This is a genomic window from Microbacterium sp. zg-YB36 (genome assembly GCF_024623575.2).
Taxonomy (GTDB): domain Bacteria; phylum Actinomycetota; class Actinomycetes; order Actinomycetales; family Microbacteriaceae; genus Microbacterium.
The window spans coordinates 1,687,517-1,701,039 of record NZ_JANJFD020000001.1; the positions used below are offsets into that span (position 1 = coordinate 1,687,517).

Below are 13,523 nucleotides of genomic sequence, written 5' to 3' on the forward strand. Positions count from 1 at the left end.
AAAACCCTCAGACTCCCGCCACCCGCTCCCCCGCCCGCCACACGGCGGCGGTCAGCGGGACCCCCGGCCGATAGGCCAGGTGGGCGGCCGAGGGCGCCTCGAGCACCTGCAGGTCCGCCCGCCCACCCACGGCGATCAATCCGATCGCGTCGGCGTCATCGGCGACGCCCAGCGCGACGGCGCCGCCCCGCGTCGCCGACCACACAGCCTCCTCGACGGTGAGTCCCATCTGCAGCACGGCGGTCGCAACGCAGAAAGCCATCGAGGTCGTGTACGACGTGCCGGGGTTGCAGTTGGTGGCGATCGCGACCGTGGCACCGGCATCCACGAGGGCCCGCGCCGGGGCCAGCGGCTGCCGCGTCGACAGGTCACACGCCGGTAGCACCGTCGCGACCGTGCTGGATCCCGCGAGCGCCGCGACGTCGGCTGCGGTCAGAGCGTTGCAATGATCGACGCTCACGGCCCCCACCTCCACGGCAAGCCCGACACCGCCGCTGTGACCGAGCTGATTGCCGTGCACCCGCAGCCCGAGCCCGGCGCGCGCGCCGGCCTGCAGCACTTCGCGTGACTGCTCCACGTCGAACGCGCCCTGTTCGCAGAAGACGTCGATGAACTGCACCCATGGCAGCACTGCGTCCAGCATCGGGCCCGTGACCAGGTCGAGGTAGGCCCGCGCGTCCATCCCGTGGGGAACGACGTGCGCCCCCAGGAACGTCACGATGTCCGCCTCGGTCGCGGCGATACGCGCGGCGAGCGCTTCGGATGCCACCTCGAGCCCGTATCCGGTCTTGGTCTCCAGGTAGGTGGTCCCCTGTCTCAGTGCCTCGGTGCGGAGCCGACGCAGGTTGGCTGTGAGATCGGCCTCGCTCGCGTCCCTCGTGGCCCGCACGGTGCGTGCGATGCCGCCCGCGACGTATGCCTCCCCCGCCATACGGGCTTCGAACTCCGCTGATCGGTCGCCGGCGAAGACGAGGTGGGTATGCGAATCGACCCATCCCGGCAGCACCGCGCGCCCGCCGACTGAGGTGACGGTGTCCACGGCCGGGGCTGCCGCGGCCGCACCCACCCACGCGATGCGGCCGGCGTCGATGACCAGGGCGGCGTCGGTGCGCCGCGGCTCGCCGGCGATGTTGGTCGTCAGCTCGCCGATGTCGGTCACCAGTTCAGCGACCATCTGGTTCCTCCCGAGGGTCGTCGAATGGGGCAAGCGCCGCGGCAAGGAGATGCGCGGGGCCCACGTGTCCACCGGACGGCCTGCACAGCGTACCGGCGCGCGCTCGCACCTGTCCGCCCACGATCACCCGCTGCACATCCGTCGCCGTCGCCGCCAGCACGACCTGCGCCGGGTCGGCGCCGACCGTGCGCGCCGAGGTGGCGTCGATCTCGACGAGGTCGCAGTCGGCGCCGACGCGGATGCCGCCGGTGCGGCCGAGTGCGCGGTAGCCGTGCTCGGTGAGCGCGGTGGTCAGCTCGCCGGGGGTGAAGCGGCCGCGGCGCCCCGAGGCGAGTCGCTCCCCCGCCTCCAGGGCGCGAGCCTCCAGGAACGGATCCACGACGGCGTTCTGGTCCGACCCGAGGGCGATGCGCGCACCGGTATCGGCCAGACGCCGCGCTGGGCCGATGCCGTCACCCAGGTCGGCCTCGGTCGTCGGGCACATCACGACCGTGACCTCGGCGCCGCCCAGCATCCCGATGTCGTCCTCGGTCAGGTGCGTCGCGTGCACGACGCTCAGCCGCGGCGACAGCGCCCCGGCATCCGCCAGCAGCCTCGTGGGCGTCACCCCGTAGGCGGCGAGGCAGTCGGCGTTCTCCTGCGACTGCTCCGACAGGTGCACGTGCAGCGGCACGTCCGACGGGAGCCCCGCCACGACGGCCGCGATCTCGTCGGGAGGCACGGCGCGCACCGAATGCAGCGCCGCACCCACGACCACCGCGGGGTCGAGCGCATCCCGGAGCGCGTGCCACCGCTCCAGCCACGCCGCCGCGGTGGCGTCGCCGAACCGGCGCTGCACGCCTTCGAGCGGCGTCGCGATGCCACCGGTGAGATAGCAGGTGTCGAGCAGTGTGAGCCGGATGCCGGTGTCGGCGGCGGCATCCGCGAGCGCGCGTTCCATCGCGTGGGCCGGCACGTACGGCGTGCCGTCAGGCCGGTGGTGCACGTAGTGGAAATCTGCCACGGCGGTGTAGCCGGCAGCGAGCATCTCGCCGAACACGCCGCGGGCGAGGACGAAGTAGGTGTCGGGTTCGAGGCGGGCGGCGGCGGCGTACATACGCTCCCGCCAGCGCCAGAAGTCGCCGCCGTCATCGTGGGTGCGCCCGCGCAGCGCCCGATGGAACGCGTGCGAATGGGCGTTCCCGGCCCCGGGCATCACCAGCCCCAGCCGCACATCGCCGTCCTGCGGGGGCGTGTCGACCTCGATCCGGGCGATGCGCCCGGCCGGGTCGGCATGAATGCGCACCGATCCCACCGGGGAACCGCCGATGAGCGTGGTGTCGCAGTGGAAGGTCACAGCAGCCCTCGCAGCGCATCGCGCAGGGCCGCGACGCCGGCGGAGCAGTCGTCGAGGGTCGCATGCTCGTCCGGGGAGTGCGAGATGCCGCTGGGATTGCGCACGAACAGCATTGCGGTGGGAACGTGCCCGGCGAGGGTCCCCGCATCGTGGCCGGCACCGGTGGCGAGAGCGGGGATGCCGCCGAGACTCGCGGCCAGCCGGTCGCGCAGCGCCGGGTCGAACCGCACCTCACCGCTCCACGACTCCTCGGTGACGGTGGCCGTGCAGCCCTCGGCGATCGCGGCATCCTGCACGTGCACGGTGATCTCGGCTACCAGGTCACGGGCGTCGCCGTCGTCGGCGCTGCGGGCATCGAGCCACACCGTCACGCGGGAGGGGATCACGTTCGTGCCACCGGGGACGGCGTGGAGGCGACCGATCGTCGCTCGGTCGTCGCGGCGTGCGGCGGCATCCCGCACCGCCAGGATGCCGCGGGCGGCGGCGACCATCGGGTCGCGGCGGTCGCTCATCGCGGTGGTCCCGGCGTGGTTGCCCTCCCCCGTCACGTCGATGCGCCAGCGGCCGTGGGCGAGAATGCTCGAGGCGACGGCGAGTGGGGACCCCAGGTCGATCAGCCCGCGTCCCTGCTCGACGTGCAGTTCGATGAAGACGCCGATCCGGGCGAGCGTTTCGTCGTCGCGACCGAGGTGGCGGGCTGGGGTGCCGTGAGCCTCGGCCGCCTCGGCTAACGTGACGCCGTCGGCGTCGACCAGCGCCCGCACCCGGTCAGCAGCGATCGCACCGGTCATGAGGCGGGAGCCCAGACACGCGACGCCGAAGCGGGAGCCCTCCTCCTCGGCGAACACCACCACCGCACAGGGGCGGGACGGCGCGAAGCCCGAGGCCTGCAGCAGCGCGATCGCATCCAGCGCGCTGACCACCCCCAGCGGCCCGTCGAATTCACCGCCGCCGGGCACGGAGTCCAGGTGGCTGCCGACGACGACCGCGTCGTGGCCGGGGCCTCCCCACCATGCCCAGAGGTTGCCGTTGCGGTCGGATTCGACGGTCAGCCCCAACCGCGCGGCACGCTCGGCGAACCAGGCGCGCAGCTCGAGGTCGGCCGGTTCCCACACATGCCGGGAGTAGCCGCCGCGCCGGGGGTCACGGCCGACGTCGGCGATCTCGTGCAGGCCCGTGAGCCGGCCCGCCGTCACCGCGACTGTCACAGTTCCGCCATCGGCACGCGCAGCCCCCGGTCGCGTGCGACCTCGATGGCCCGGTCGTAGCCGGCATCCACGTGGCGCATGACCCCGGTGCCGGGGTCGTTGATCAGCACCCGTTCGATCTTCTGCGCCGCCAACGCCGTGCCGTCGGCGACGACCACTTGACCTGCATGGATCGACCGGCCGATGCCGACGCCGCCACCGTGGTGCAGCGACACCCAGGTGGCCCCCGACGCGGTGTTGAGCAGCGCGTTCAGCAGCGGCCAGTCCGCGATGGCATCCGACCCGTCCTTCATCGCCTCGGTCTCCCGGTAGGGCGAGGCGACCGAACCGGAGTCGAGGTGATCACGGCCGATGACGATGGGCGCGCGCAGCTCACCCGAGGCGACCATCTCATTGAGCTTCAGGCCCGCGAGGTGGCGTTCTTTATACCCGAGCCAGCAGATGCGGGCGGGGAGGCCCTCGAAGTGCACCTTCTCGGCAGCGCGGGTGATCCAGCGGCGGAGCTTGTCGTCGCGCGGGAACAGTTCCAGGATCGCGCGGTCGGTCGCGGCGATGTCGGCCGGGTCACCTGAGAGCGCCGCCCAGCGGAACGGGCCCTTGCCCTCGGCGAAGAGCGGCCGGATGTAGGCGGGGACGAACCCCGGAAAGTCGAAGGCACGGTCGTACCCGCCCAGCTGCGCCTCGGCGCGGATCGAGTTGCCGTAGTCGAACACCTCGGCGCCGGCGTCCTGGAAGGCCACCATCGCCTGCACCTGCGTCGCCATCGAGACGCGGGATGCCGTGGTGAAGCCCTCCGGATCGGCCGCTGCCCGCTCGTGCCACTGCTCCAGCGCCACCCCCTCGGGCAGATAGCTCAGCGGGTCGTGTGCCGAGGTCTGGTCGGTGACGATGTCCACCGGCACCCCGCGTCGGGCGATCTCGGGAAAGACCGTCGCAGCGTTGCCGACAAGCCCGACCGACAGCGCGCGGCGCTCGGCCTTGGCCGCCAGCACCCGCTGCAGCGCCTCGTCGAGGTCGCCCGTCACCTCGTCGAGGTAGCCGTGGTCCACGCGGCGCTGCAGCCGGGCGGGGTCGACGTCGACGATGAGCACCACGCCGTCGTTCATCGTGACGGCCAGCGGCTGCGCGCCGCCCATGCCGCCGGCGCCGCCGGTGAGGGTGAGCGTTCCGGCGAGAGTGCCGCCGAAGCGCTTGTCGGCGACGGCGGCGAACGTCTCATACGTGCCCTGCAGAATGCCCTGCGTGCCGATGTAGATCCAGGAACCGGCCGTCATCTGGCCGTACATCGTGAGACCCTCGGCCTCGAGCCGGCGGAACTCCGGCCACGTCGCCCAGTCACCGACGAGGTTCGAATTGGCGATGAGCACGCGCGGCGCCCACTCGTGGGTGCGGAAGATCCCGACCGGCTTGCCCGACTGCACCAGCAGCGTCTCGTCGAGCTCCAGGTGGGTCAGCGCCTGCACGATCGCGTCGAACGCCGCCCAGCTGCGCGCGGCACGCCCGGTGCCGCCGTAGACGACCAGGTCGTCGGGGCGCTCGGCCACGTCGGGGTCGAGGTTGTTCATGAGCATGCGCAGCGGCGCTTCGGTCTGCCAGCCCTTCGCGGTGAGGGAGGTGCCGCGGGCGGCGCGAACGGGACGGGGCAGGTGCTCGGTCACGGGGTTCCTTCCTGGGACGGCTCGCGGGTCACTGCACGTCGGTCACGACGGCGCCGGCAGCGGCGCGCAGCGCGCCGGTGCGCACAGCATCGACGACGTGCTCGATCTCGGGTGAGAGGTGCCGGTCGCTGCCGGGACCGGCGACGGATTCGCGGATGCGGGCGAGCACGGCGCCGGTGGCCGCAGCGGGCCGCAGCGGAGCGCGCAGATCCAGCGCCCGCGCGGCGGTCATCGCCTCGATCGCCAGCACCCGCGTGAGCCCGTCGATCCCGGTGCGGAGCTTGCGCGCGGCGGCCCACCCCATCGAGACGTGGTCCTCCTGCATCGCCGATGAGGGGATGGAGTCCACGGATGCCGGGACGGCGAGGCGTTTGAGTTCCGAGACGATCCCGGCGGCGGTGTACTGGGCGATCATGAGCCCCGAATCCACCCCCGCGTCGTGGGCGAGGAATGCCGGCAGTCCGTTGCTCCGTGCCGGATCCAGCATGCGGTCGGTACGGCGCTCCGACATGCTCGCGACGTCGGCGACGACGATCGCGAGGAAGTCCAGCACGTAGCCCACGGGCGCACCGTGGAAGTTGCCGTTGGACTCCACCCTGCCGTCGACGGTGACGACGGGGTTGTCCACGGCGGCGGCGAGCTCTCGCTCGGCGACGACGCTCGCGTGGTCGAGGGTGTCGCGGGCTGCGCCGTGCACCTGCGGCGCGCAGCGCAGCGAATAGGCATCCTGCACCCGGGTGCACTCCGGCCCCCGGTGGCTGGCGACGATGGCCGACCCCTCCAGGAGAGCGCGCAGGTTCGCCGCCGCGGCACGCTGCCCGTGTTGCGGGCGGAGGGCGGCGAGGTCGTCGGCGAAGGCGGCATCCGTCCCCAGCAGCGCCTCCACGCTCATCGCGGCGGTGATGTCGGCGGTCGTCAGCAGCAGCCGCAGGTCGTCGATCGCCAGCGCCAGCATGCCGAGCATGCCGTCGGTGCCGTTGATGAGGGCAAGGCCCTCCTTCTCGGCCAGCAGCACCGGGGCGATGCCGGCGGCGGCGAGCGCGTCGGCGGCGGGCAGGAGTTCGCCGGCGGCATCGTGGACGGTCCCCTCCCCCATCAGCGTCAGTGCGCAGTGCGCGAGCGGGGCGAGGTCACCCGAGCAGCCGAGCGAGCCGTACTCGCGCACGACGGGGGTGATGCCGGCGTTGAGGATCGCGGCATACGTCTCGGCGGTCTCCAGCCGCACGCCGGTGCGGCCGGTGAGCAGCGTCGACAGGCGCAGCAGCATGAGCGCGCGGATGACCTCCCGCTCGACCTCAGGACCGGACCCGGCGGCGTGGGAGCGCACCAGGCTCTGCTGCAGCTGCGTGCGGCGGTCGGCGGCGATGTACGTCGTCGCGAGCGCCCCGAACCCGGTCGAGATGCCGTAGTGCGGCGTCGGGTCGCCGGCGAGCGCGTCGATCGTGCGTCGGCTCGCGGCGACGGCGGCGCGGGCGTCGTCGCCGATCGCGACAGCGGCATCCCGACGCGCCACGGCCACGACATCGGCCAGCGTGACCGCGCCGGTGCCGACGACGACGGGAGCGGAGGTGGCGGATCGCATGGTCTCATCACACGGCATCCGGATGCCGCCGGCACCCGTCCCCGCTGAATATTCGTCCCACCCGTGAGACAGTTGCCGCATGGAAGACCCGGCGGGCCCGGCACCGGCGGCGCGGCACACCCTGGAGATGCTGCGGCACCTGTCCGCGCAACGCGGGCCGGTGACGGCTGCCAGCATCGCTACCGCCCTGTCGCTGCCCCGGTCGACGGTGTACCGGCTGCTCGGTGTCATGGCCGAGTACGGCTTCGTGCTGCACTTTCCGGAGGAGCGGCGCTACGGCATCGGGCTGGCGGCATTCGAGATCAGCTCCGGGTTCTCCCGGCAGGAGCCGCTGACGCGATTGGGCGGGCCCATCCTGGCGGCGCTCGTGGACCGCGTGGGAGAAAGCGGCCATCTCGCCGTGCTGCACGGGCGCGATGTGATCTACCTCATCGAGGAGCGCGCGCCGCGGCGGCCGTCACTGGTGACCGAGGTGGGCGTGCGCCTGCCCAGCCACCTCACCGCGAGCGGCCGGGCACTGCTGGCCACGCTGCCGAAATCGCAGCTGCGCGCCCTGTTCCCCGACCCCAGCGCGTTCACGCAGCGCACCGATCAGCAGATCTCCGGCTACGCCGCGCTGGGCCGGCTCATGGCCCAGGTGCGGGCGCACGGGTACGCCACCGAGCACGGTGACATCACGCCGGGACTCGCATCGATCGCCGTGGCGGTGCGCGATCACACCGGGTGGCCGGCCGCGAGCATCGCCGTGACGTTCGACGCCGCGCTGCCCGAGGAGACGGTTGCGGCGATCCGGCAACAGGTGACCGCCAGCGCCGCCGATCTGTCCCGGCGCATCCACGGGCGCCCGATCAGCGCGACGCGGTCGCGTCCGGCTCAGGCGTCCGCGACGATCACTTCGTAGCCGCGGTCGGCCAGTCTCGCCCGCTGATCGGCGGTGATGCCGGCGTCGGTGATGACGGTGTGGAACAGCCGCTCCGGGCCGATCACGGCGAAGACGCGCTTGTCGAGCTTTCCGGAGTCCACCACCAGCACCGCCCGTGCGGCGCGGCGGGCCATGGCGGCGTTGACGGCGGCCTCGCGCTCGTCGTGGGTCGTGGCGCCGTGGTCGGGATGCAGCGCATTGGCGCCGATGAACGCGATGTCCAGGTTGATGCGGCTGAGGGTCTCCTCGGCGTGGGGACCGACCAGCTCGTAGGAGCGAGGGTGCAGCACCCCGCCGACGACGACGGTCTTGATCTGCGGGCGCACCGCGAGCTGCATGACGATGTTGACGGCGTTGGTGACGACGGTTAGTCCCGGGTCGTCGGCCTGCTCCGAGACGTCGCCGCGGGCCATCAGTTCGTCGGCGATCGCGGTTGCCGTCGTGCCGCCGGACAGCCCCACGATCGCCCCGCGCGGCACGAGCGCGCTCGCAGCACGTGCGATGGCGCGCTTGGCCTCGCGGTGCTGCTGGTTCTTGTACCGCACCGGCAGGTCGTAGGCGACCGAGTGCGACACGGCCCCGCCGCGCGTACGGGCCAGCAGCTGCTGCTCGGCGAGGGCATCAAGGTCGCGTCGCACGGTGGCCGGCGACACGCCGAGCCGGTCGACGACGTCCTCGACCTGCAGTCGGCCGGTCTCGGCGAGGAGGTCCAGGACGGCGCTGAGCCGTTCGGCTCGGTTCATCCGGCGCTCCGGGGTGTTGCGAACAGCTGCAGCAGGCGTGCCGCCTCTTCCACCACGGCAGACCTCCCCGCGTCGATGTACTTTCGGGAGTCTACGACCGTGGGGTGGTCGTCCAGGTGCGCGCGGACGGCACGCGTGAAGAACGCGTTCAGGTGCGTCGACACGTTGATCTTCACCAGCCCCGAGCCGATGCCCGCCACGATCGTGGCATCCGGCACTCCGGACGATCCGTGCAGCACCAGCGGCACCGCCACAGCGTCGCGCAGCCGCGCGATCAGGTCGAGGTCCAGCACGGCGGTGCGCTCGGCCATCGCATGGGAGGAGCCGACCGCCACCGCGAGCGCCCCGACGCCGGTCTGCGCGACGAACACCGCCGCCTCGGCGGGGTCGGTGCGCACGCCCGGCGCGTGCGCGCCGTCCTTGCCGCCGATCTCGCCCAGTTCTGCCTCGACGAGCACTCCTGCCGCGTCGCCGGCGGCGACGACCCGGCGCGTGGTGGCGACGTTGTCGGCGAAGTCCAGCTTGGCGCCGTCGTACATGACCGAGGTGAACCCGAGGTCGATCGCACGCAGCGCCAACTCGGCATCCTCGGCGTGGTCCAGGTGCACGGCCACCGCGGCATCCGATCCCTCGGCCAGCGCGAGGGTCGCCAGAGCCAGCGGTTCGAGCGCCCCGTGATAGCGCAGGCAGTTCTCCGACAGCTGCAGGATGACCGGCAGGCCGGTCTGCTCCGCCGCCCGCACCAGCGCCTCGGCGGTCTCGAGGTGGATCACGTTGAACGCGCCCGTCGCCGTGCCGGCGGCACGCGCCCGGTCGAGGATCGCGTGGGTGGCGGTCAGTGGCATGTCAGCTCCGTGAGGTCGGTGTCGAAGATCACATCGGCGGCGAGCCGCTCGCGCTCGGGCGACACCTCGCCCGCCTGCGGCATGAGGACAGCGGATGCCGACCACGCGACGGCATCGCGTGCCAGCCCGGCCAGCTCGTCGTCGGTCAGGTCGGCGGCGCTGCCGCGCTGGACGAGCGCGGCAACCACCGCCGCGCACGCGGCGGCGCCCGCGCCGGGGGGGGGGGCGGGCCCCGTGCGGCGCAGTCGCGCCCGCAGCGGCCGGTCGGGGGCGGTGCGGCCCACCAGCAGCATGCCGTCCGCGCCGAGCGAGACGATCACCAGCCCCGCGCCGCGCTCGAGCAGCATCCGCGCCCCCGTCAGCACGTCGGCGCACCCGGTGGTCTCGTGCAGTTCGGCCGCGTTTGGTTTGACGACGTGGGCGCCGGCCTCGGCGGCCGCCATCAGCGCGGGGCCGGTCACATCGGCGATCACGATCGTTCCGGTGGCGACGAGGTCGGCGGCGAGCAGGCCGACGTCCTCGGAACGGATGCCGGCGGGCAGGCTGCCCGACAGCACGACCGCCGCGGCACCCGCGGCGAGGGTGCGCGCCGTGTGCAGCAGCGCCGTGACCTCGTCGGGCGACAGCGCGGCGCCGCGTTCGTTCAGCAGTGTTGCCTCGCCCCGCCCGTCATCGACGACGGCGATGCTGCGACGGGTGGATGCCGCGACCGGGACGAGCCGGTGCGCGAGTCCCGCCGCGCGCAGGTCGAGGGCGAGCGCGTCACCGGTCGCCCCGCCCGCGGTGGCCAGGGCGAGGGTGTCGGTTCCGGTGGCGTGCAGCACCCGGGCGACGTTGATGCCCTTGCCGCCGGCGCGCTCCGCCCCGGCGCCGACCCGGTGGGAGTCGCCGGGGGTCAGGGCGGCGACGTGCCAGGTGCAGTCCAGCGCCGGGTTCGGGGTGACGGTGAGGATCACGTGGTCACGCTCAGCAGGCGGGCGCGCAGGGCCGTGCCGATCAGGCCGGCGTCCTCGCCGAGCGTGGCCGGGACGATCGGCGGGACGCGCTGGAAGCTGAGGATCCCGGCGATCCGCTCGCGCAGCGGGACGAACAGATCGTCGCCGGCCTCGGCGAGCCCGCCGCCGACGACGACGATCCCCGGCGCGAGCACCGTGACGACGCGGGCGATCTCGTGGGCGAGCGCCTCGACCGCTCCCGTCCACACGCGCGTCGCGTCTTCGTCGCCGCGGTGCGCGGCCTGGAGCACGCCGCGGGCGCCGTCGACGTCGTGGCCGGTGGCCCGGCGGTAGCGGCGCGCGATGGCGCCGGCGGAGGCGACGGTCTCGAGGCATCCGACTCCGCCGCACGGGCAGGCCTCACCGTCGACCTCGGACACGACGTGGCCGATCTCGCCCGCGTAGCCGCCGCCCACGAGCGGCACCCCGTCGACGATGATCGTCGAGGCGATCCCGGTGCCGATCACGATGATCATCGCGTCGCGATGCCCGCGGGCCGCGCCCCAGCGGTACTCGGCGAGACCGGCCGCGCGCACGTCGTGCCCGAACGCGACCGGCACCTCCACCGCGGCCTGCGCGAGGTCGCGCAGCGGCGCGTTTCGCCACCCCAGGTTGCTGGAGAAGATGCCGATGCCGGCATCCTCGTCCACGAGTCCCGGCACGCTCAGCCCGGCCGCGACCGGGACCAGCTGCGGGTGGGCGGTGCGGTATGCCGCCGCCAGCACCGCCAGGTGCGCTGCGATCGCACCGGCGGGGTCGGCCGCAGACAGCGGGGTCGGCGTACGGCGCAGGTCGGTCATCTGACCCCCGGCGTCGATGAGCGCGGACTTGGTCGCGGTGCCGCCGACGTCGAAGGAGAGGACGACGGGGCCGTCGCCGAGGGCCGGCGCGGTCATGCGTCGAGGATGACCGCGCGCGTGAGGTTGCGGGGCAGGTCGGGGTTCAGTCCGCGCGCGACGGCCCGGGCCAGAGCCACCCGCTGCACCCGCACCAGGTCCGCCATCGGGTCCAGTCCGCTCTGCTCGAAACGGGCGCCGGTGCGGGCGACCTCCTCGGCCAGCCCCGCCGGCGCCTCGCCGAACGACCAGGTCACGCGGCCGGGCGCGGCGATCGCGATCGGCCCATGGCGGTAGTCCATGGCCGGGTACGACTCGGTCCACGACTGCGAGGCTTCGCGCATCTTCAGCGCCGCTTCGTGCGTCAGGCCGATCGACCAGCCGGTGCCGATGAACGTGTACTGCTCGGCGTTGACCAGCTCGGCGTCGAGCTCTTCGGCGATCGCGCGCTCCCCGTCGGCGATCACAGGCGTGAGGTCCTCGCCCAGCGAGGCGCGGAACAGGGCCAGCGCCGTCGTGGCGAAGCGCGTCTGCACGACGGAGCGCTCGTCGGCGAACGGCATCGTGATTGCGGCATCCACCATGCCCGGCAGGGGCGAGGTGTCGTCGCCGACGACGCCGATCAGCTTCGTGCGGCCCTTCATGCGCTCGACGAGCTGGAGCACCTCGGTGGTGGTGCCCGAGCGGGTCAGCGCCACGATCGCGTCATAGTCGCGGTCGGGCATCTCGGATGCCGAGAACGCGTCGGTGATCCCGGCGCCGCTGCGCTCACGCAGGGTGGCGTACGCCTGGGCGATGAACCACGACGTGCCGCAGCCGACCACCGCGACGCGCGCGCCTCGCTCGGGCAGCACGGACTGGCTCGCAGCCAGGTCGGCGGCGCGCGCCCACGTCTGCGGCTGCGTCCGCAGCTCGGTCTCCATGTACGTCAGTTCGCCACTCATCGCCTGCCTGCTTCCCCCGCAGCGCCCTGATCAGAGATTGATCGATTGTGATTGCGTGTGCGGTGTTTCAGTCAGTCTAGTGATCATTCAGAGGCAGAGCATCCCGCGACCACATGGCGCGGTGAATCAGTCCGCGGTACGCGGCGGCGCCGCGGAGGCGCGCACGATCAGCTCGGGAGCGACCGGTGTAGTGGTGAGCGGTTCGCGCTCCTCGATCAGTGCGATCACCCGCTCCGCGGCGGTGCGGCCGACCTGCTCGAAGGGCTGGCGCACCGTTGTGAGCGCCGGCGTCGCGAAGGCCGCGAGTGCGATGTCGTCGACACTCACGACCGAGACGTCGCCGGGGACGGAGCGTCCCGCCTCGTGCAGCGCCCGCACCATGCCGAAGGCCATCTCGTCGCTGGAGACGAACACCGCCGTCACGCCGGGGATCACCGCGATCGTGCGGCCGGCGCGGTAGCCGGACTCCGGCGACCAGTCGCCCGGAATCACCGGCGGGGGCGTGATGCCGCGCTCGCGCAGCACCTGCTCCCACTCCTCCCGGCGGGCAACGGACTCTTGCCAGAACTCATCGCCCGACACGTGCCACACCGTCTCATGCCCGAGATCGAGCAGGTGCTCGGTCGCCGCGCGGGCGATCGCACGCTGGTTGATGAGCGCATCGACCCCCTGCCCGTCGGCTTGACGGTGGCCCACGGTGGGCGTGCGATCGGTGCGATTGCCCAGCGCGTCGGGGAGGAAGCCCACGGGTGCGAGCAGGACGATGCCCTCGGCACCCTGGCGCTCGAGCCGGTCGAACGCCTCGACGAACGCCGATGGCGGGGAGTGCTGCGGGACGCTCGCGGAGGTGACGGCGTATCCCTCCTGGGCGGCGACGGCCTCGACGCCGAGCAGGATCGCGCTGGTGGAGTAGCGCGCGGTCGACACCGAGATCACCCCGAGCATGCGGGTGCGCCCCGACGCCAGCGAGGCTGCGGCGGCGTGCAGGCGGTAGCCGGTGGCCTCCACGGCCGCCATCACCCGGTGCGCCGTCTCCGGGCGCACATTGGCCTGCCCCGCGATGACGCGGGAAACGGTCTGCGTGGAGACGCCCGCGACACGCGCGACATCGACCTGGCTGGGGGCTCGATCCCCCGAGGTGCGGCGCGGCATGGACTCATCGTAGTGAGCGCACCACCAGAACATTCCATCGCACCCCGAAATAGGGCAGAATGTCATGAGATGTGAACGCAAACATCGCACCATTCGGACCGAGGGTCCCGTAATCGAAAGGGAGCCCA

12 protein-coding genes are annotated in these 13,523 nt (G+C 72.9%); 1 reads left to right on the forward strand and 11 read right to left on the reverse strand.

From position 1 onward, the window contains the following. Window positions 1–7: 7 nt before the first annotated feature. Genes hutI through hutH form a run of 5 tightly spaced genes read right to left on the reverse strand, consistent with a single transcriptional unit; the run spans window position 8 to window position 6,958 of the window. Window positions 8–1,174, reverse strand: a complete 1,167-nt coding sequence (gene hutI / locus NQ151_RS08705) for an imidazolonepropionase (RefSeq protein WP_257527768.1) — start codon at window positions 1,172–1,174, stop codon at window positions 8–10. Next, window positions 1,164–2,510 carry a formimidoylglutamate deiminase gene (locus NQ151_RS08710; protein ID WP_257527769.1) on the reverse strand — a complete coding sequence of 449 codons (1,347 nt, stop codon included), beginning with the start codon at window positions 2,508–2,510 and terminating at the stop codon, window positions 1,164–1,166. The genes hutI and NQ151_RS08710 overlap by 11 nt, the downstream gene beginning before the upstream one ends. Further along, the gene (locus NQ151_RS08715) at window positions 2,507–3,718 is read right to left on the reverse strand and encodes an allantoate amidohydrolase (protein ID WP_257527770.1); all 1,212 of its coding nucleotides are present in this window, start codon (window positions 3,716–3,718) and stop codon (window positions 2,507–2,509) included. Before NQ151_RS08715 ends, NQ151_RS08710 begins: the two co-directional genes overlap by 4 nt. Next, the gene (hutU, locus tag NQ151_RS08720) at window positions 3,715–5,376 is read right to left on the reverse strand and encodes a urocanate hydratase (RefSeq protein WP_257527771.1); all 1,662 of its coding nucleotides are present in this window, start codon (window positions 5,374–5,376) and stop codon (window positions 3,715–3,717) included. The genes NQ151_RS08715 and hutU overlap by 4 nt, the downstream gene beginning before the upstream one ends. 28 nt (window positions 5,377–5,404) lie before the next feature. Continuing rightward, a complete protein-coding gene (hutH, locus tag NQ151_RS08725; protein WP_257527772.1) occupies window positions 5,405–6,958 on the reverse strand; it encodes a histidine ammonia-lyase in 1,554 nt (517 codons plus the stop codon). A gap of 79 nt (window positions 6,959–7,037) precedes the next feature. Here hutH and NQ151_RS08730 point away from each other — a divergent pair, with 79 nt between their 5' ends. Then, window positions 7,038–7,859 (forward strand): IclR family transcriptional regulator, encoded by an 822-nt coding sequence (locus NQ151_RS08730; protein ID WP_257507743.1) that lies wholly within the window; start codon window positions 7,038–7,040, stop codon window positions 7,857–7,859. Here the strand turns inward: NQ151_RS08730 and NQ151_RS08735 are convergent. The 6 genes from NQ151_RS08735 to NQ151_RS08760 form a co-directional block, all read right to left on the reverse strand. Further along, window positions 7,832–8,623, reverse strand: coding sequence for a DeoR/GlpR family DNA-binding transcription regulator (locus NQ151_RS08735; protein ID WP_257507742.1), 792 nt, complete (start codon window positions 8,621–8,623; stop codon window positions 7,832–7,834). The genes NQ151_RS08730 and NQ151_RS08735 overlap by 28 nt on opposite strands. Then, complete coding sequence (locus NQ151_RS08740) at window positions 8,620–9,468, reverse strand: class II fructose-bisphosphate aldolase (RefSeq protein WP_257507741.1); 849 nt, start codon at window positions 9,466–9,468, stop codon at window positions 8,620–8,622. Before NQ151_RS08740 ends, NQ151_RS08735 begins: the two co-directional genes overlap by 4 nt. Beyond that, entirely contained in the window at window positions 9,459–10,424 is a 966-nt protein-coding gene (locus NQ151_RS08745; RefSeq protein ID WP_257527773.1) for a 1-phosphofructokinase family hexose kinase, read from the reverse strand. Before NQ151_RS08745 ends, NQ151_RS08740 begins: the two co-directional genes overlap by 10 nt. After that, a complete protein-coding gene (locus NQ151_RS08750; protein ID WP_257507710.1) occupies window positions 10,421–11,359 on the reverse strand; it encodes an ROK family protein in 939 nt (312 codons plus the stop codon). Before NQ151_RS08750 ends, NQ151_RS08745 begins: the two co-directional genes overlap by 4 nt. Next, entirely contained in the window at window positions 11,356–12,243 is an 888-nt protein-coding gene (locus NQ151_RS08755) for an SIS domain-containing protein (RefSeq protein WP_257527774.1), read from the reverse strand. The genes NQ151_RS08750 and NQ151_RS08755 overlap by 4 nt, the downstream gene beginning before the upstream one ends. A gap of 126 nt (window positions 12,244–12,369) precedes the next feature. Beyond that, window positions 12,370–13,395: a LacI family DNA-binding transcriptional regulator gene (locus NQ151_RS08760; protein WP_257527775.1), complete on the reverse strand. Its 1,026-nt coding sequence runs from the start codon at window positions 13,393–13,395 to the stop codon at window positions 12,370–12,372. Between the last annotated feature and the right edge of the window lie 128 nt (window positions 13,396–13,523).

Excerpts from the sequence above, each read along its gene's own strand:
- hutI (WP_257527768.1), bottom strand. The coding sequence starts at position 1,174 with ATGGTCGCTGAACTGGTGACCGACATCGGCGAGCTGACGACCAACATC.
- hutH (WP_257527772.1), bottom strand. The coding sequence starts at position 6,958 with ATGCGATCCGCCACCTCCGCTCCCGTCGTCGTCGGCACCGGCGCGGTC.
- NQ151_RS08730 (WP_257507743.1), top strand. The coding sequence starts at position 7,038 with ATGGAAGACCCGGCGGGCCCGGCACCGGCGGCGCGGCACACCCTGGAG.
- NQ151_RS08735 (WP_257507742.1), bottom strand. The coding sequence starts at position 8,623 with ATGAACCGAGCCGAACGGCTCAGCGCCGTCCTGGACCTCCTCGCCGAG.
- NQ151_RS08740 (WP_257507741.1), bottom strand. The coding sequence starts at position 9,468 with ATGCCACTGACCGCCACCCACGCGATCCTCGACCGGGCGCGTGCCGCC.
- NQ151_RS08750 (WP_257507710.1), bottom strand. The coding sequence starts at position 11,359 with ATGACCGCGCCGGCCCTCGGCGACGGCCCCGTCGTCCTCTCCTTCGAC.
- NQ151_RS08755 (WP_257527774.1), bottom strand. The coding sequence starts at position 12,243 with ATGAGTGGCGAACTGACGTACATGGAGACCGAGCTGCGGACGCAGCCG.
- NQ151_RS08760 (WP_257527775.1), bottom strand. The coding sequence starts at position 13,395 with ATGCCGCGCCGCACCTCGGGGGATCGAGCCCCCAGCCAGGTCGATGTC.